At 36.1% G+C, this 18,758-nt stretch carries 17 protein-coding genes and 3 pseudogenes; 3 read left to right on the top strand and 17 right to left on the bottom strand.

Features of this window, described 5'->3' with window-relative positions:
- Positions 1-7 precede the first annotated feature (7 nt).
- Positions 8-1,051, top strand: a complete 1,044-nt coding sequence (locus ARB69_RS11110; RefSeq protein ID WP_055153128.1) for an N-acetylneuraminate synthase family protein — start codon at positions 8-10, stop codon at positions 1,049-1,051.
- Between the two features lie 28 nt (positions 1,052-1,079).
- Here the strand turns inward: ARB69_RS11110 and tnpB are convergent, their stop codons facing one another.
- Positions 1,080-1,379 carry an IS66 family insertion sequence element accessory protein TnpB gene (gene tnpB / locus ARB69_RS11105; protein WP_207733217.1) on the bottom strand — a complete coding sequence of 100 codons (300 nt, stop codon included), beginning with the start codon at positions 1,377-1,379 and terminating at the stop codon, positions 1,080-1,082.
- A gap of 109 nt (positions 1,380-1,488) precedes the next feature.
- Between tnpB and ARB69_RS26685 the strand changes: the two genes are divergently transcribed.
- On the top strand, positions 1,489-1,677 hold the full coding sequence (locus ARB69_RS26685) for a VanZ family protein (protein WP_157355626.1): 189 nt from the start codon (positions 1,489-1,491) through the stop codon (positions 1,675-1,677).
- 113 nt (positions 1,678-1,790) lie between these two features.
- On the opposite strand, the pseudogene ARB69_RS25980 reads toward ARB69_RS26685, so the two are convergent.
- The 16 genes and pseudogenes from ARB69_RS25980 to ARB69_RS27375 form a co-directional block, all read right to left on the bottom strand.
- Positions 1,791-2,003, bottom strand: a pseudogene (locus ARB69_RS25980) (nucleotidyltransferase); the annotation flags it as partial.
- Positions 2,004-2,075: 72 nt separating this feature from the next.
- Positions 2,076-3,083: pseudogene (locus ARB69_RS11095) on the bottom strand (acyltransferase); the annotation flags it as partial.
- Between the two features lie 84 nt (positions 3,084-3,167).
- Positions 3,168-4,643, bottom strand: coding sequence for a lipopolysaccharide biosynthesis protein (locus ARB69_RS11090; protein WP_083487074.1), 1,476 nt, complete (start codon positions 4,641-4,643; stop codon positions 3,168-3,170).
- A 120-nt stretch (positions 4,644-4,763) separates the two neighbouring features.
- Positions 4,764-5,801, bottom strand: a complete 1,038-nt coding sequence (locus tag ARB69_RS11085) for a thiamine pyrophosphate-binding protein (RefSeq protein ID WP_242857581.1) — start codon at positions 5,799-5,801, stop codon at positions 4,764-4,766.
- A gap of 28 nt (positions 5,802-5,829) precedes the next feature.
- Complete coding sequence (locus tag ARB69_RS11080) at positions 5,830-6,363, bottom strand: thiamine pyrophosphate-binding protein (protein WP_055153119.1); 534 nt, start codon at positions 6,361-6,363, stop codon at positions 5,830-5,832.
- On the bottom strand, positions 6,350-6,982 hold the full coding sequence (locus ARB69_RS11075) for an SDR family NAD(P)-dependent oxidoreductase (RefSeq protein ID WP_055153117.1): 633 nt from the start codon (positions 6,980-6,982) through the stop codon (positions 6,350-6,352). The genes ARB69_RS11080 and ARB69_RS11075 overlap by 14 nt, the downstream gene beginning before the upstream one ends.
- Entirely contained in the window at positions 6,979-7,587 is a 609-nt protein-coding gene (locus ARB69_RS11070; RefSeq protein WP_055153115.1) for an IspD/TarI family cytidylyltransferase, read from the bottom strand. Before ARB69_RS11070 ends, ARB69_RS11075 begins: the two co-directional genes overlap by 4 nt.
- Positions 7,588-7,680: 93 nt before the next feature.
- The gene (locus tag ARB69_RS11065) at positions 7,681-8,901 is read right to left on the bottom strand and encodes a CDP-glycerol glycerophosphotransferase family protein (protein WP_055153113.1); all 1,221 of its coding nucleotides are present in this window, start codon (positions 8,899-8,901) and stop codon (positions 7,681-7,683) included.
- A gap of 24 nt (positions 8,902-8,925) precedes the next feature.
- Positions 8,926-9,756 (bottom strand): LicD family protein, encoded by an 831-nt coding sequence (locus tag ARB69_RS11060; RefSeq protein ID WP_055153111.1) that lies wholly within the window; start codon positions 9,754-9,756, stop codon positions 8,926-8,928.
- Positions 9,757-9,789: 33 nt separating this feature from the next.
- Positions 9,790-10,971: an EpsG family protein gene (locus tag ARB69_RS11055; RefSeq protein ID WP_055153109.1), complete on the bottom strand. Its 1,182-nt coding sequence runs from the start codon at positions 10,969-10,971 to the stop codon at positions 9,790-9,792.
- A 26-nt stretch (positions 10,972-10,997) separates the two neighbouring features.
- Positions 10,998-12,092: a glycosyltransferase gene (locus ARB69_RS11050; protein WP_055153107.1), complete on the bottom strand. Its 1,095-nt coding sequence runs from the start codon at positions 12,090-12,092 to the stop codon at positions 10,998-11,000.
- Positions 12,093-12,121: 29 nt separating this feature from the next.
- Complete coding sequence (locus tag ARB69_RS11045; protein ID WP_070102405.1) at positions 12,122-13,129, bottom strand: glycosyltransferase family 2 protein; 1,008 nt, start codon at positions 13,127-13,129, stop codon at positions 12,122-12,124.
- Between the two features lie 20 nt (positions 13,130-13,149).
- A complete protein-coding gene (locus tag ARB69_RS11040) occupies positions 13,150-14,229 on the bottom strand; it encodes a glycosyltransferase (protein ID WP_055153103.1) in 1,080 nt (359 codons plus the stop codon).
- A 4-nt stretch (positions 14,230-14,233) separates the two neighbouring features.
- Positions 14,234-15,184 (bottom strand): annotated as a pseudogene (locus ARB69_RS28250) (UDP-galactopyranose/dTDP-fucopyranose mutase family protein).
- A gap of 512 nt (positions 15,185-15,696) precedes the next feature.
- Positions 15,697-15,852 (bottom strand): hypothetical protein, encoded by a 156-nt coding sequence (locus ARB69_RS27380; RefSeq protein ID WP_174518407.1) that lies wholly within the window; start codon positions 15,850-15,852, stop codon positions 15,697-15,699.
- A gap of 339 nt (positions 15,853-16,191) precedes the next feature.
- Positions 16,192-16,419, bottom strand: coding sequence for a hypothetical protein (locus ARB69_RS27375; RefSeq protein WP_174518406.1), 228 nt, complete (start codon positions 16,417-16,419; stop codon positions 16,192-16,194).
- 1,551 nt (positions 16,420-17,970) lie between these two features.
- On the opposite strand from ARB69_RS27375, the gene ARB69_RS11025 reads away from it, so the two are divergent.
- Positions 17,971-18,249 carry a hypothetical protein gene (locus ARB69_RS11025; RefSeq protein ID WP_055153101.1) on the top strand — a complete coding sequence of 93 codons (279 nt, stop codon included), beginning with the start codon at positions 17,971-17,973 and terminating at the stop codon, positions 18,247-18,249.
- Positions 18,250-18,758: the final 509 nt, after the last annotated feature.

Here is an 18,758-nt window from a genome sequence, read left to right as displayed (position 1 = left end):
GAGAAAAATGCGAAGTACAAAACCTTATATTATTGCTGAGATGGGTGTTAATTTTTACGATACAGCAAAAGCTCTAAACATTACTCCATTGGAGGCGGCAAAACTTTATATTGACGGTGCGGCTGAAGCTGGCTGTGATTGCGCAAAGTTCCAGTCTTACAAAGCTGATACTATTGTTTCTAAAAACTCACCTGCCTATTGGGATTTGACTAAGGAGCCTACCAAGACTCAGCATGCTTTGTTCATGAAACACGATGGATTTAATGAAGAAGATTACAGAAAACTTTGTGATTACACTCATGAAAAAGGAATGGATTTTACATCTACACCCTTTGATTATGCATCTGCTGATTACCTTGAAGATATGGTGGATTTCTATAAAATCTCATCCTCTGATCTTTCAAATCTGCCTTTCATGAGACATATTGCTAAGAAGGGGAAGAAGATGATTGTATCTGTAGGCGCAGCGTATCTTTCAGAGGTTGATAAAGCAATTAGAACAATAAAAGAAGTTGGCAATAACGACATTGTTATTCTTCACTGTGTCCTTTCTTATCCTACCGCTCCTGAAAATGCTAACCTTCGTATTATCGAGACACTTAAGAAGATTTTTCCTGATGTGGGTATAGGTTTTTCTGACCATGTTGCTCCAGATGATACAATGATAACTCTTGCTACCGCATATCTTCTTGGCGCTGAAATAATAGAGAAACATTTTACGCTTGATAAGACCCTTTCTGGTAACGATCATTATCATGCTGGCGATCCGGATGATTTTAAAAAAGCAATTGCGAACTTCCAATGGATTGATCGTGTACTTGGTTCTGGCGAAAAGACAGTTCTTGATTGTGAGTTTATTCCTAGAAGGGAAGCAAGAAGATCTCTTGTCCTTAATAGAGATATGAAATCAGGAGAAGTCATTCGAAAAGAGGATCTTATGCCTAAACGTCCCGGAACAGGCATTTCTCCAGAATATGTGGAGCTTGTTTTAGGAAGAAAAGTTGTTAGGGACTTAGAGGAAGACACTATACTGACATGGGATATGCTTTAAAAGATAATTCCTTGAATTGTGCACTAACTCACTGAACAGTAAAAATTGTAAAGGTGTTGCTGATGCACGCTTTCGGCTGTTCAATATCGATGCCTGACATCAGATAGTCGAACTCTCTCCATGTAAGATTTCGGACTTTAGATTTGTACCTTGGCCATCGATATGCCCCCTCGGCAGTCAGTCTTTTGTATATCATGAGAAGCACATCAGGTTCTTTTAAGATGGATTTGATCCGGTCACATTTACGTCCATAGAATAGAAAGAGTGCATGGTCGATCCCCATAGTAAACTGATCTTGAATGACCGCATATAATCTGTTCTGCCACAGACGATATAGATCGTATCGACATTTAATGTATTTGTTAAGATTTCAAAAGAGCAGACAGGACATCATTACTCATGCGTATCAGCAATCCTATTGCTTCGATTTCAATTGTATGTTGAGAAATATATGTTTTTGCTTATTGATGGCCTTTATTACAAGCCTGACAATTGAGACGACACAGGTGATTACAAAGATGGGGTATGGGCAGACTGATGACGTAATCACCAATGTTCTTGGTGCTATAGTCGGGCTTGGTATATTATGGATTGTGGGGAAAGTAAAACGATACCGGTCAGCCTAACCTATAGGCTGGATTTTAGAAATATGAATTGATCTCTTAAAAATAAAAAATACGGGCAATTCTTATCAAGAAAAATCATTTTCCATAGACACAGAAATTTTTACGCCCTCACAGATATCGTTGATATCCTGGAAAGCGTAGTCCACAGTTACGTTATGAGCGGAGCAAATAGCTACAATGCGATCACCGATGACCTCTTTGAACTCCTGCCCGATATCCTTAAGGATAATAAATACTACATGGTTGAAGCCAGCTTCGATTGCATCATGGATCGAGTAGTCCATAATGATATGATTAGAAGCATCCACTGGCTCCAACTTTTTGATTCAAGTTCAAAATCGGCTACCGATTCCGGCCGCCATGATAAGTAATGTTGTGTTCATTTTTCTTTTTTCTCTCTATCCTTTTATTTTTAAAAAACCCATTTTCCCACAAATGGAATCTTCTTTACAATGCGCGTAACAATATAGCCACATACAAAAATTCAGTATTGCAATAAGAACAGATGCCAATGTATAGCAATAGTTTGTTGCAATCATAAATCGATCCGAAAATGTCTGTATAAACATCACATGCACCAGATAGATTCCAAGCGTTGTGCTCCCCAGATTGCAAATAAAGTTCTTTGACTTTTCTGTAAAACAGATATCTCCACCCTTATCTTTGAACAGTACAAAAATCATCGCAGAGTAAAAAACAATATTTAGTGTCAAATTATTATATGTCGCTTGGCTTGGTTCACCAATATGTCTGCCATACAGAATGCCTCCGATGACACCATAAATCATACCTAATATTACGGCCAACATGAGAAGACGCTTACTAGAAATTTTATTATTATATAAATAGTATCCTAAAATGTAATATCCCGTGTAACCCATAGGCAAAAACAAATATAATTTATCTTGCAACACTTCTTGTGCCAAATCATTCAATATCGGAACAACCTCTAACATTCCGGGAGCCCAGCATCCAACCACACACAGAACCAGCAAATACTTGCAGAGCTTATTATCTTCAATAATTATACTAAAAATTGGCGTAATAGCATATAATCCAGCAATCATCCATAAATACCAAAGATGATAATTGCCAAATAGCAATGCTCCAGCAATACTTTTTATGCCTGTAGTCTCTAAGTTGCCATTTAGAATTCTAAATACAAAATATGTGCATGACCAAAACACAATAAGAGCAAAAATCCTATAAATATATTTTTTATAAACTATCTCAATATTTTTACCTCTTGGCTTTCCAAGAAATAATGCACCACTTATCATAACAAAACAACACACACCAATTCTTGAAATAGCATGCCAAAACAGATAAATCGGCCATACACTCGCATTAACCCCAGCATATTTCCAACCTTTTGTTGAAACATGAAGCACTATCACACAAAAGCAAGCTAATACCCTTTATAATTCAATCCAAACTGCTCTGCTCTCAAAGTTATCTTCCCCTTATTTTTGCTGTCAAGTAGTCTTCTTTTACTTTTCCTTCATACTTCGTAATAGTTCAATCACACTATCTTTCTTAATAATAGCTACAACTGCTCCCCCAAAAAGAATTCCATATCGAATATACCAATAATCAAACAAGAAATTACACAAAACACCTGCTGTAATTACAAGAATCGATAGAGCTAAAATCATCTTGGAATCAAATAGAATTTTCCCTGGAATAAATATATTCATGACGCATTTGCTCACAATCCAATGTCCTATACTGTACAGAACATAACAGACCAAAGTTGTATACCCGGCTGCGACATACCCGAACATCTGGATAAAAATATAGTTCAATACTAGATTGACCAGTGCTGCTGTTATAGAAGACAAAAGCAAGAACTGGGTTTTTTCAAAATAAAACTGGGGGAGTGCAAGAATGTTATAAAGAAAGATGAAAAACACACTTGCTGCAACCGGCGGAATAACAAATGTAGCACTAGCATATTCTGCTGAGCCAAAAAGCCATACAAGTTCCGGGCCACATAGCATTAAAGAAAATACAATAACACCTACCAACACTAATAGTGCATTTATAATTTTTGCAATTTCAGCATAATCATTCTTCTTAATTTTCTGATATACCCATGGCGTAAAAGAATTGCTAATCGCATTTGTAAAGATTTGAACAAGCATTCCTATACTATATGCGACACTGTAAAAAGCAACTTCTGATCTTCCTGCCAATTTATCTATCATGATTCTATCGCCTTGGTTCAACACCATGCTCGATAAATAGTGGGGTAGAAGGGGAATTGCCAAGCCAAGTGCATATTTCCAATATTTTTTCAAAAAAAAGCATCGACCATCTGCAAACTGCTTGACAAGAACAATACTGCAAAAAATAACCTCTACAATAACAATGGAAGCAATACGAGCTGAAACCTTATCATTTGCAAAATAAACCGCAATCAAACCCAAAACAGGATTTGCAATAGATTTTCCAAGCGTGACTGCAACCAGCTGTTGATACTTATATTCAAATCTTTGCCGACCAGCCCAAAAACTAATCGCTGGGGTTACTAACATTTCAATAAACATTAATATAATTAATATTGGTGCTAGCCCGAGTACCTGAACCCACATTTTTTGAAAAGCAAGATATATTCCAAACACAGCGGCAGTGATTGTCATGGTCAATCCCTGCATAGAAGATATATATCTATTCCGATCATCTTCAAATTTTACCATGGCATTGTTAAATACCCCATAATAAAGATATAGCGATGTAATAATCGTTAAAATTTGTAACCAGGACAAATAAAGGCTATAAGTACCATATTGTTCTTTTGTCATCAATCGCGTGAAAATTGGTACTGTAATAAAAGCGATTCCTTTTTGTAGGATACTACACATTGTAAACCAGATTGCAGATTTTGCCTGAACACTCATTTGTGTGTATTTACTGAGTAGTTTCGTTCTTTTCTCGACCGTTTTTCTCGAACCTCCTTCAATCAAATAACACGAATTCCAAAATATTAGTCTACGATGAATTTAAGAAAAAGAGAAAACTGTACCCAAGATTCTATCCACATCTAATCATCGTAGACCACTCTATATTTTTCTTATACTTTTTGATTATTTAGCCAATATAGCTTTAGCTTGATTAAAGACAGAATCTTCAAGTTTTGGAGAAATCAGTCCTGTTTCAAACTTAATTTTGGGTGTCAAAAAGCTTGCTTCAGGTAGTGAAATATCTAAAAGGCACGGTTCCGAATCCTCAATCCAATCAACATACTTATCTAGATCTTCATATATTGAAAGTGAAGCTGCCTTAACTCCGTATGCTTCTGAAATCTTGCAAAAATCCGGGACTGTATATCCACCACTTGCTGCAGTAGCTGCAAATCGATCTCCATGACTAAAATGTTGCGTTTCACTGATTTTGCCTAACACTCGATTATTCATAATAAAAATCTTGATAGGAAGATTCTCCCTTTTTATAGTCTCCAACTCCTGAATATTCATCTGAAATCCGCCATCACCGCAAATACAAAAAACTTTTCCGTTGTCTGTTGCTATGGAAGAACCTATAGCATACGGAAGTCCGCAGCCCATTGCCCCAAAACCACCGCCAATATGTATTCTGCCTTCTCTACCTTTGAGATGCAAAGACTGTGCCGCCCAGCACTGATTCATGCCAACATCCACAGCTACAATCGGATTTACTGGTAAGAGAGAGGATATTTTTGCTATGGCTAAATTTCCAGGCTGAACATCATATTTTTTCAAATACTCTTTTGCCGCAAGACACTGATTCTTCCAAATGGAATAATCACCAACTTCTTCGCTGAGTAACATTCTCATGAAGTCTCTAGCATCAGCGTGATATTTCTTTTCTCCTCTTTTAATATCACGGCTTAATTCATATTCATCAATATCTGCTCTGACCAAATCAGCCTTTGGTGCGAATCCTTTCGGATCTCTGCCAACCTGCCTGATACCAAGCCGTGCACCAACAGATATTACTAAATCGCATTCATTTAATATCATATTGGCAACTCTGTTTCCGTGTGTTCCGATAAAGCCAATGTGGAACTCGTCCTGCGCCAAATCCACACCATTTAAAGTGGTTAAAATCGGGATATTGCATTTTTCTGCAAATTCATAAACCATGTTTACCGCATTAGCGGATCTTACGCCATTACCGATCAGCAATACTGGCTTGCTGTATGTCAAGTGGAAAATCAATGATAACGCCTCCTTTTCTTCCCAATGTTGCCATATTATATGCTCGTCCCACAATATCTGCAAAACCTTCGCTTGTATTTGCAGTGACCGAATATTTTGAAATATTTCTCGTCATAGAAACAAGATCCATTTCCTGAAAACCATTCTGGCGAATTCCGGAAAATCCTTTCATTTCTTTAGTAGGCACATTTCCGCAAATCCCCATAACTGGAAAACTATCAAACCAAGCATCAGCCAAACCGCTAAGACCATTTACAGCACCAGGTCCAGATGTTGTAAAGTAAACCCCCACTTTTCCCATTGTACGGGCAAAACCCACTGCGGCAAATGCACAGCCTTGTTCGTTATAGCACACATGCATTTTAATTTCATCTTTTCTTTTATATAAAGCATCCATAAATGGTACTATATATCCACCTGCATAACCGAATATATCCGTTACGCCATGCTCTATGAGAAAATCAACTAAATATTCAGAACAATTCATCTATTTTTCCCCCTAAAACATCTTTTACAGTTTGCTTTCTTACCAAAATATGGTCCCCAGCACAGTATTCTTTGTTTACAGCTTTTGAAATAACTTTGGCAAAATCATCAGGTTCCAGTAATGTTGTTTGGTCTTCTTCTGGGTACAAACTCTTTCTCATTTTAGTTCTTGTACGTGCAGGAGATACCGCTACCGCATACAAACCATCATCCGCCCAACACTTTGTAGCCATGACCACTGCGGCCTTCGTTGCGCAATATTCACTCCATGTTGCATGTTTTTCCACAGCTGCAGCTGATGTAACATTCACAATATCAACATTAGGATTGTACTTTAAGGCAATCTCTGTACAGTAAAACGTCCCTGATAAGTTTATGTCAATATGTTTCTTTGTGTTAAGCAGATTGGCTTCTTTTATAGATTTTGGAACAACGTAACCAGCATTGTTGATTAACACATCCGGTATAAAACCGGAAATTTCTTTTTCTATACTCTCCCAATCTGTCACGTCAAGCTCTAATTTTGAAGGAGCGTATACTTCATAGCCCTCGATTTCCAGCTGCCGCTTTATTGCCTGCGCTATGTCACCACTTCCACCAGTAATAAGTACCTTTTTCATTTGCCCATCTCCTTATTTATTCTCTGATATATCGATTCAATAACGTCCAAATCACCTGGATATGTCACTTTGAAAAGATTTGATTTTGTCTCAATAAAGTGCGGTTTTATTCCGTAATATTCGTACATCGCTCTAGTTTCGTCTGTAATATCATTGAACTTACCACTTCGATATGCTTCTAGTAACAACCTAAAATCAAATGCCTGGGGTGTTAAAAGATCATACAATTCTTCTCGATTAATATAGGTACCATCTCTAAATATAACGGTGTTAACCAACGGCCGCACAAACGAAACTGACGGATGGCAATCATCCAGTAGCTGCCGAATTTGTCTTTCTGTTACCATTGGACGGGCGGCTTCTAAAATAATAACTCTATTTGTATCCGAAGGAATAGCCTCCAAGCCCTTTAGAACAGACCCAGTTCTAGTCGTTCCTCCCGGAATGTCTTTACCAACAGCCACAATATTGTTTTCCCCAACAACTTTCATTCCTGCTTCGTAGGCATAGCGCCACAATGGCTTAGCATGAAACAGAACGTCTTGTTTTGTTCCTTTATATCTTGTTCCCTTGCCCGCCGCCAGTAAAATAGCAGAATACTTCATCTAATTTTCTCCTCCTATAAATCGCGCATCTGCACAAATTCAACTTTTCACTGTTGCCTTTACAGTAAAACCGTATCTCACGAAGTCAATGTCTCATAAGTGAAAAATTTCAATGAGACGTTTCGCATTATTTCCATCATTATACTGATTTGCCCATGCACAGACTTGATGTCTTTTTTCAAGATAAGGATCTTTCCCCTCAAAAATTTCACAAAAGAAAGAGAGTAATCCCACTATATCTTTGATGTGATCACCAGGCATATAGTCTGTAATATTTTCATATGCAAAGCCTAATTTGTATGATTTCATATCGTCTATAATATAAGCCATTGGACGATCTGCAAGCATATAATCAAAAGCTACGGATGAGTAATCTGTAATTAATCCGCTGCTGGACGTGAATAGACTATACATGTCAATATTGTGTTTTTCCAGATAATCATTTGTCCACACAATAATATTACTAAACTTCAATTCTTCTATGCCGCACTGGGCCGCTCGAGGATGTGGTTTTATCAGCAAGATTATTCTTTTCTCATGAAGCACATCGTTGATGGTTCTTAAGTCCGCTTCGCTATGTATTAGTGGAAGTCCATACAAATATTGCACTGTGGAGTCATTTCTTCTAATATTATTCTCTACAATATTAGAAGAACGAAATGTTGGCATCCATATAACCACTTTCATTGATTCGTCAAATCCAAACTCTTGGAATTTCATTTGCGATCTTGGAATCACATCATTGCGTGCCATACCATTTACGATAAATTTTCCTCTCTGGAAGCAAAGCATATCCGACATAACATCACGTACTTTATCAGACGTTATCATGGCATTCGTATCAAGCTTTGGATTTAACGTAATAAATCCCTTACAATTCTTGAGGGAAGGACAGCCATGCCCTAAGTACACAACTCTTTGCCCTTTAACACGTCTTTGGAAACAACAGCTAACCTCATAAAAAACAATAGACGCCGTAGCATTATAGTAGATTTTTTTTAGCCAATTTCTATCAGAAATTACTTCGCAATATCCATCGTTTAACTTATAACGATTGGAATCATTATTTATGTGCCACACTATTTTGTATTTCTCATAAAATCCATTTTGAATCAATTCATCATACAAAGCTTTGCAGTTTCCAGAAAAATCAGTCTGCCCCTTCAGAACAATCACATTTCTTATCCCTAGTATAGACCGTAAAAACCTTGCGACACCAACATTTACCATAGTAATAAAACAATACCGTGCAAAAAACGCAGATCCCTTTATCCGGCCATACGATTTTAGCATTAGTTTCAATTTTCGTGGCATATTTACCCTCCAAACAGCAAAACATTATGCATTTTTGTATGGTCCGAAATCGAGACTCTGGAAACCATGCGTATGTCTTTTTTCCTTTGGAGGTAATTTCATATAATCTCCATAAACAGTTCTCAAAAATGCATTATATTCTTTAATAATAGAAAACTCTGTATTTTCAAATGGAACTACTATAGTTTCTTCAAAATACTTTCTATATGTTGTTTCCTTATCGTAGCCATAATATCCGCTCATATTACAAACCAACTCTGTTTTTTTGCAATTAAATCTTGTCATGTTCTCAAACAATTTTGACTTCAAATATTTCATCGAAAAAAAGATATTCACAAAATCAATCAGGTGAAAAGCAATAAATTTCAAAAAGCTACTTTTATCTTCGATCCCTGCTTTACCTTTTCTCGCCAGCATTTTTATTAAAAGATAGATTTTTCGCTTTTGCTTTTTTCTATCTTTAATATTAGCAGGAACATTGTCAAGTGGAAAAATATCAATATAAATTCCCTTTTTTTGTTTTGTTTTTTCGTGACAATACTGAACTAGATATGTATCTTTAAGCATTATCTTTGCAAATCCAAAAAAATAATTAGGATCATTATCCATTGTCTGAATCTCAAACGCTGAACCAAGTTGTGTTTCACATGCCTTTAAAAACTTATTATAGTCATCTCTTAGCATTGCAATATCCATATCGTCATCCCACGGAATAAAGCCTTTATGGCGCACTGCACCTATCATACTTCCTCCCGTTAATGAATAATTTATTCCATTATCATTACATATTCTTTTCACTTCTTCTGATTGCATTACAAGCAGTTCGTGAAGTTTTTCAAGATCTTTCTCATTCATATTTTTTCCTCTTCTTAATTTTACTTTCAAATATCAATTACTAAAAAACACGTATGGAACTGTTCCATAAGACGTTCCACCTGAAGTAAATCCGATATACAAGAAATACGCTAATAGTACACAATACATCCCATACTTAGTCAGCCTCCTCGTTTGAATATTATCCATCATATTCAAAGCTCTTGGAAACGCAATCATTATGAATGGAAGAAAAAACTGACTTAATCTTCCGACAACAAAAACAAAAAAAACGAAAAACCGACACATTGCTGCTATATAAACGGCAAATCCTATAATCGAATTCGACCACGGATACTCTTCGTTTGGAATTTTAGATATAAACATTTTGCCTCCACTTATAGCAATTTTTTTTGGTCTTTGTAGCCTATCCTCATACATTTTCCAAGGCTTTATGTAAATACAAACAAGTATTAGCACCACAAAAGGAATTATAAATTGTACCAGAGAATTCCAGTTGAAATATCCCACCGCATGCATTCCGAACTTATATATATCATATGAATCGGACAAAAAAGGAATTTGTAGCAGATAACTAAATAAGGCCGAATACGATGCAGGAATCACAGCTAATATCACTAATAAAAATATAAGTCTATTAGGTGTAAGCCGTATTTTATCTAAAAAAACCAGAACAAATGCAATTAATGCACTTTTATGAAACAGAACCGCCACTAAAACAAATATGATATATTTCACATATTTTTTATCCCTTAAAGTGCCCAAGCCCATAATTACAATACTAACCGCCATGGCCTGACGTATCGTATTCATATTTGAAAACATCAAATTATATGCAACATAAAAGAATGCACCAAATACCACATCGTCGCAATTTTTATAAATTAAATACCCATATGGCAAAACGATTACTGCACTTGATACAGCTATAAAAAATTGAGTATCTGTTGAAATATATGTCAGCAATTTGCAGAACGCACAAAAGCCCAATTCCCAGTCTCCAGATATCGTTACTGACTGCAAGTTATTCCATGGTATTTGTGCAAAATGAGCAAAATGTGGCGCATAGTATTTATTTAAATCTATTCCTATCAATGGACTTCTCAATGCATTTACAAGGTAAATTGCACCAAAAATAAATACTATAAAATATTTTTTCCCTTTTCTGCTTCCATTGGGTTTGAATACTACATTTGCAAATAAAATGAGCAAAAGTAATATAATATATACAATCATTTATTTTCCTCAAACATTCTTAGTTTTCATAAAGAATCATAAATCACCGCTAGCTGGTCCCCACAATAACGCAAATCATAACCATGTTCCTTTAGATAATCCAAGTTATCATCCCTTGAGCCTTTACAATTTTGGTGTGTAATGAGTTTGTCAGCCCAAAATCCAGCTTTCTTTTTTAATGAAATATACTCAATATTATTAGTGACGGCAGTATCGGTTGGGATAACATCTGATGCGATACAATATAATCCAGATGCTTGTGCCTCAATGTAAACCATACCTAGCCCTTCAAATAATGACGGCAAAAAGAATATATCCATTGCCGAATATATTTTATTGGCATCTTTTCTTGCTCCTAGCATCACAACAAAATCGTGAAGATTATTGTTATCAATATATTTTTGTACCGCTTCTGTTAATGGTCCTGATCCAACCCACAGTAATCTTGCATTTTTATTTTTATTCAAAATTTCTTTGAAAACGTCAACTATAAAGAATGGATTTTTTTGCTCTGCATGTCTGCATACTGTTCCTATAACTAACTTATCATTCAGTCCATACTTTTCTCTAAATAAATGACGATATTCATTATCAAATTTATATTGTTCAGGATTAATTGCATTAGGCAAAACAGTATACTTATTTTTTCCGAACACATCATCTCCTGCAAGTGAAGAACACGCCAATCTCTTTGTTGATAACATTGCACATATAGGATCAAAAAGGAAACTACGAATTCTTGCTTTAATAGATGATGTTTCTCGTGGGTTATGGCTATGATGTATTCTTTTTTTGACTCCGCATTTTTGGGCAGTCTTTAAAAAGACAACACCATTTAATCCTGTTAAATTGTTATGCACTATATCATAATTTTCTTTTTTCAATATGTCTCGAATAAACTGTGCATTTTCTTTATTGGGCTTACCTGTATTATGTGGATATATATATTTTTTTCCCCCGCGTTTTTTGACATATTGCATATATGGAGAAGGGACATTGCTTAATAACGCATAGTCAACTTGATATCCACGGTTTAGGAGTCCGTCATAGTAGCTCATAATACAACTGGCGATACCGTTTCCATTTCTTAAATTGGCAGAAGATATTATGACTTTTTTCATTAAAGACCTCCTCCTTTACTATCTGCGGATTAAATTTTACGCACACCCTTTTTTTTATCTATGTGTGCATTCATATTTTTTATAGAGGCCACAAACCGTGATCCAAAATAGCTTGTCAAACATGCAATTTTTGTTTTTGTTCTAGCTTTTGGATTTTTGATAACTGACCACCGATATTGCCTTATGATTTTCCAGCATTTATCAAGGCATTCTTTATTTAATGGTGAACATTCATATATTTTACATAGCAAAACAAAGCTATCCGTCACATGTTTACACACTGCTGCATTTACTATCTGAGGGAAATTCTTTTCCATATATTGTAAACATTCAGCCGAAAAATCTATTAAACTCATTTTTCTTTCAGCGAAGCTTTGATGCATAATGCTTCCCGAATGCTGTAGATAAAAATAACTTTTATATGTGTCAAACGAAATAATGTCGGCCTTTGCAAAGACTTTATAGGTAACAGCTGTATCTTCATTAATTTTTCCTTCAGGATATTCAATTCCTTCAAACAATGACGAAAGATACATTTTTCCCCAAGCATTAACATCCACTTCATCTTGATACAGCATTTTTTCAATTGCCTGTTCAGCTGTAAATACCTCATTCCTTCGATTGCTTGCATCTACTGTGCAGAATTTTTCTGAAAATACTGTCTTCACACCACAAATTGATATTTGCGAATTATTGTTTTTTATTGAATTATAAAGTACCTCTACATAATCATCTGCCACCATGTCATCCGGGTCGATAAATGTCATGTATTTCCCCGTCATCGTTCGAATTCCGCAATTACGTGCTGAGGATACTCCTCCATTAACCTTGTGAATAACCTTGAAACGACTATCTTTTGCTACGTAACTATCACATATTTTAGAACTTTCATCGGTACTACCATCATCAATTAACAGAATTTCCAAATTCGAATATGTCTGAATTGCAATGCTATCTAAACATTTCGGTAAATATTTTCCAACATTATATATAGGCAATACTATACTTATTATTGGTTTTGTTTCGGATTGATTCATTCTTACTCTCCCATTAAGAATTAGACCTTTATAATAATCCTATTATAGAATTCTACATATTTCTTCTTCATAGCATCTGTGTTATAAACTTCAAGAACATCCTGATAGGCTCTTTTAGGAAGTTCCTTTGGAAATTTCTTCATAGCTGCTTTTATTCGCTCAGCATATTCTTCTGCTTTATCACACACATAACCATTTACGCCGTCATTAATAACGCTCTTATTTCCCATCGTATTGCTGACAAGAATCAATTTCTTGATATACATATTTTCAATAAGGCTCATAGCAATAGCCTCGCCGAGACTGCACAGAACAAATGCATCTGCACCTTTAGCCATTGCTAAAGCTTCCTTACGAAGTTTCCATCCAGTTACCTCAATGTTCGGTGCTTTTAATTCATTTTCAAGTTCGCCGTTACCGATCCAAACGAATCTTGCATCTGGTACTAATTCAGCAATTCTATTAAAAAGCTGTGGCTGTTTCTGGACACATGCACGGCCAAGTGTAAATACTGTGAACTTAGCGTTTTTCACAGGTTTTATACCGTCGAGGGATGCTGAAAGATCCGCAAGATTCACACCAGTTTCAACATAAGCCGTTCTCTTAGAAAATTTCTTTGCTTCCTCATCTTCACTTTCACAGCAAGTAAGTGTAAGTGCTCGATTTCCGAGAACCTTTTCAACAAACTTATAAATCTTGCTTTTCTTTCCTGGTCCCATGAGAATATGTGCATATCCATGAGGTGTATATACGACGGTATTATTCTTTCCTTTATATGCAAGTCTACCTAAACCACCTGCAACAGAGGAATGCAGGTGAATCACATCTGGCTGAACATCCTTTTCAATCCGACGTAGTTCTTTGATTGCCGCAATATCACTTTTTAAATTAGTCAAACCTTTGACTCCAACATTTTTCATTTCAATCAGATGTACTCTCTGATCCAGAAAATCTTTGTAATTCTTAGGAGTCTGCGGTCTGAGGGAATATGCAAGATAAACGTCAAATTCATCCACCATATCGTTGCATAGCTGAGAAACGTAGGTAAATACGCCTCCTCCAAAGGCCTCACAGACCATTAGTATTCTTTTCTTTGCCATATTTTTATTCTCCTAGTTCACTATCACATTTATCTAACACGGCAGCAACAACTTGATCCATGTCGTAGTACTTATACTCGCTCATCCTTACCAAACTCAAACCATTTGTGCTCAATAATTGGAGTCCACGGGGGTTCGCGATCGGTGTAGTTCACCGCCGCATTACCCTGGAAGTTTGGTTTATCCAATGTTTCCGTTTCAAAGCGGACAGAACGGTATTCCAGCGTACCCAGCTTGTAGCCAAAGTAAGCGTCAATCGGTTCAGTGTATACAACCTTATTAGCCAATGCGTCCAGCTCATCTTTATTTTCCTAATAATCAGTATTAAGGCGAACCTCAATGCCATCCAGCAGATTGGCAATCATCTTGGTATAACCACCAACAGGAATTCCCTGATAAAGTACATTAAAGTAGTTGTTATCAAAAGTCAGACGAACTAGAAGGCGTTCGATAATAAAGGACGGCAGTTCTTTGCAGTCGCGTCCCCACTGTTTCTCCGTATATCCCTTTATAAGTTTCTCGTAGATATCACGACCAACAAGGGAAATAGCCTGTTCTTCGAGATTCTGCGGCTCACCAGTAATCTCTTTGCACTGCTCTTCGATTTTAGCGGTAGCTTCCTCCGAGGTCACAACACTCCACATCTTATTAAAGGTATACATGTTAAAAGGATGAGAATACAGTTGCCTTTATAATTAGCCACAGGGCTGTTGGTGAATCGGTTAAATTCTGCAAACTGTGTGATGTAGTTCCATACCTTTTTGTTATGGGTATGAAAAATATGAGCACCGTACTTATGAACATTGATGCCCTCGACATTTTCGGTATAGATGTTTCCCGCAATATTGGAGCGTTTGTCTACTACCAAAACAGATTTTCCATGAGCCTTAGCTTCATGTGCAAAAATTGCTCCATACAGGCCAGATCCTACTACTAAATAATCAAATGTTTCCATAATACTTACTCCTCGGATCCTCTTCGAACCCCATTCCCTTGAAAGGTAATTTTATCTATCTACACATCCATCTGGATGGTATCTCTCATTCTCAAACCCATGTGTTCACCACACTGGCATATCTACTACAATGGTAAACTCATCACAATCAGCTAAGTGTTCTTCTATTGAGTAAGCTCCCACACCGCAATATATGTATTTTGGCTACGTGTTTTCCTGTTCACTAAACCCCTTATCGCTTATGTAATGCTCATTTCTGCTAAGAGTTCTTGTGCTGACTTAACTTCAGCGTAGCTCGATATGTCTAGACATTGGTCGGTGCCGCAATAACAACAAAGTCCGCTTCACTGTGTGCTACTCTGGCATCCAGCGTTGCGGTCAAATTCAAGTCTTTTTCTTTTGTTCATCGCTGCACCCTCAACCACAACTGAACTTATCTACACCGCCTTTAGTCTGTACGAAGCAGGCTTGTATTTTCAAGTTTTACACCACTGCGTTTGAAGGGCAGTCATTTAAATGGCAACCTTCCGGCTGTCTACTATCTTAGTGCCTTTACCAAACTTTTTAACTACTTTGATCAGATTCTCCAGGAAATAGTACAGATTAATATTTCCTGAATACATAATGACGAACTTACCATCCAAACCGTATTTCTTTTTGAATTCCACATTTTTGAATGGTTTTCCGGCAACGGGTTAATCTCATTTTCATCAATCCAATTGTTGAAATCACGGTCTTAGGAAGTAGCTTTCCTTCGAATCTTTTCTCGACAGTCACGACCAGATCACGGCCAACTGTACTCACTAGGTCACTCCGTTTACAGCTGAATTTGTCGAACCACATCATGGTGTCGGTGATCAGCGTGCTCTTGGTATAACCAACGGCCAACACTTGCTCCGGATTGAAGTTCTGTATGTTGTATATGTACTTGACGTGTTTCACCCATTTGCCCCAGACACCTAGTAAAACGCCCAAAATCGGTGGCTGTGAAATAGAAACCATATAGTCTATTTTCCGACCTTAAAAGTCATACCCATTACCCCAAAGAAATAGGAAACAATGTTCTTTACTATACTCTTCTTGTTGGTCTTACTGAATTCCAGCACTCGGATTCGAACTACTTTCACACCGTAGATTTCTTCTTCGTAATATTTCTGCGTCTTGTATTTATCTTCAAAAGTTCCAAAGTAACTCGGAACTACGTAAATCGCCGTAATTTTTAATATATCCAGCATGCACTTCGCTAATTTACGGAGAATCTTTCCCGTTAACACTATATCTTGAGTATAGTAATGAGCAGATATCAAAATTTTCTTGAAATTATTTGACATTTTGCTATGTTCCTCTCAAGCTTTATATCTAACAGTAGCTGTGATACCCTGAATTATCTACCTTGTCATCGGTTCTGTACGTCTGCATCTTTTTAGAGCCGTAAAAACTGGAGGAAAAACCTAATCAGGATATTACATGCCATTCTGGTAATGTTCCACGTATCAAGTAAGCCGCCATTTCTTGGCGGCCGCGACATCCAAAATAAAACTCCTTGTTTTCCAACCATAAATGTATTCCTCATAGTGACAAAAAACACGACACAATATTTTCACCCCAATTCTTTTTTATCTTATTGAGCCGTACTTCCCTAATTCAAAATACCACCATATTGTCATTATTCTCTCCGCAACACTTTTGTGTATTGTACTTCAACCCGAATGTGGAAAGGTACTTCTAAGCCACACAAAATACCAGTATATTGAACATATCAGGTACGCCCTCCATAGATTCATGGAGGCATTGTTCAAATGATGAGGTGTTAAGAAAAGGATAGTGAGTTCAGGAATTAAAAACTCTTTTAACAGCCCAATTCTGTGCCTCCTTATTAGCTTCCTGTTTTCCAGAATTTATATTCAAACGCAACTAAAAAGCAACGGATGCCAGCGTATCCTACTCCAAATAATTGTTATTATTGGTTTGGAAAAAATAAAGAAATTGACGTGCATTTAATACACAATACAATTAAATATCAAATAATTCGGAGTATATGGAGAATGAGTCAAAATACTCAAATTAAAATTCTAATAGGTAATATGCATAATATAACTTTGCCTCATCGTTGCCCTCATAATATGTCGGAATATAAAACAAATATCACGAAATGCACAAACTTTATAAACAATAAAGCCTAGATCATAGTGTTCTTTTGTTTTTTATACCTAATTTAAAGAAAAGTTTTTACACAGGTGGGATTTATTTTAAAAGAGTTAAGTAAATATGTAATAAGCATAGTATTGTTAAAACTGTCTGGTAAAGACCATAGAATGGAAAGATGAAAAAGAATAAAAAGATACTATTATAAAGCGGTGTCTGTTAAGCCGGTAAATGATAATACATTCCGGTATATACTGATACATCAAAGCGTAAGCAAATAAGAAAGCTTGACCAACTGAAACAAGTCGTAAAGTACATTGTTAATAATTGGCGAATTATCTTTTCAGCAAAGTCAATATCAAATTATTTAAAATCAGAGAACAATCAGAGAACAGAAAAATAGATAACGCAAAGATTCACAGCTACCTTGAAGAGTCCTATTTGCTACATTGCTGCTCCCGTTTTGATTTGCAAAGAAGAGAATTTTTTTCACAGACGTGGCACTATGATACAGTATTCTCGGCTAAAACGCAGACATTGTAGCTTCAATTCTTGAAAACATTATATATCGTAAGTTCTGCCAAAGGAGATATGTAATAAATATAGTAAAAACAGCTGTCGAAGAGATTTATTTTGTTGCGGTGAGACAGAATGATAAGCTGTATGTTCAAGTGACACAGGAAATTGTATCTGATAAGACAGAGAAACGCGAGCATGATCAGTTACATGAAATCAGTAACTACTATCCTAAATATGTTTTAATGATAGACGGATTTGGGGATGTGAACTATAAGGGTCACAAAACCATACATATCGCTAATTTCTTATTAAACGCAAAAGATAGAATTGGTAAAACACAGATGAAGGGTGTTCATCTCTTAGACAGACGCTCCTTTTCTATTAAAAAAGCAGGAATCTGATTTGTTAATAAACGCTCTTCTTTAAGCATGCTTTTTCGAAACATAAGATCGGTATTTACATTTGTACTTAATTAAACAGCATTGATTCCCCTCTATATAGAACAGGCCTATTTCCTCCTGGAGTTTTTCAATCAGATTATTTATACTCCCTTTTTAATATATAAATAAAATGTAGCATTTTTATAAACAGAAAATAGATTAGCGTAGTTTTTTTAATTCCCTGTGAACCGTGTAAAAATATGCTCACAGGGAGAAAAGGGTATATGCTGTTTTATTTCTTACTTTTGTTTCATTACCAATACATATTTTGCTTATTTACCAGCCATCTGTCTTAAAAATTATACATATTTCACTTACTTGGTATTCATAAAGTTCCTCCCATTATACTTCATTAAAACTTCCTTTTTTCGATTTAAGGATACCTCTGTGTAAATGGTAAAATAAAAATGTACATTTAATGGAAAATAAAAATGTACAATCCAAGTCATCATGCTATCGTATTCATGGAG

It is taken from the genome of Faecalicatena contorta (assembly GCF_001404335.1).
Taxonomy (GTDB): Bacteria; Bacillota; Clostridia; order Lachnospirales; family Lachnospiraceae; genus Faecalicatena; species Faecalicatena contortus_B.
This window is presented reverse-complemented; position numbering and strand designations above follow the sequence as displayed.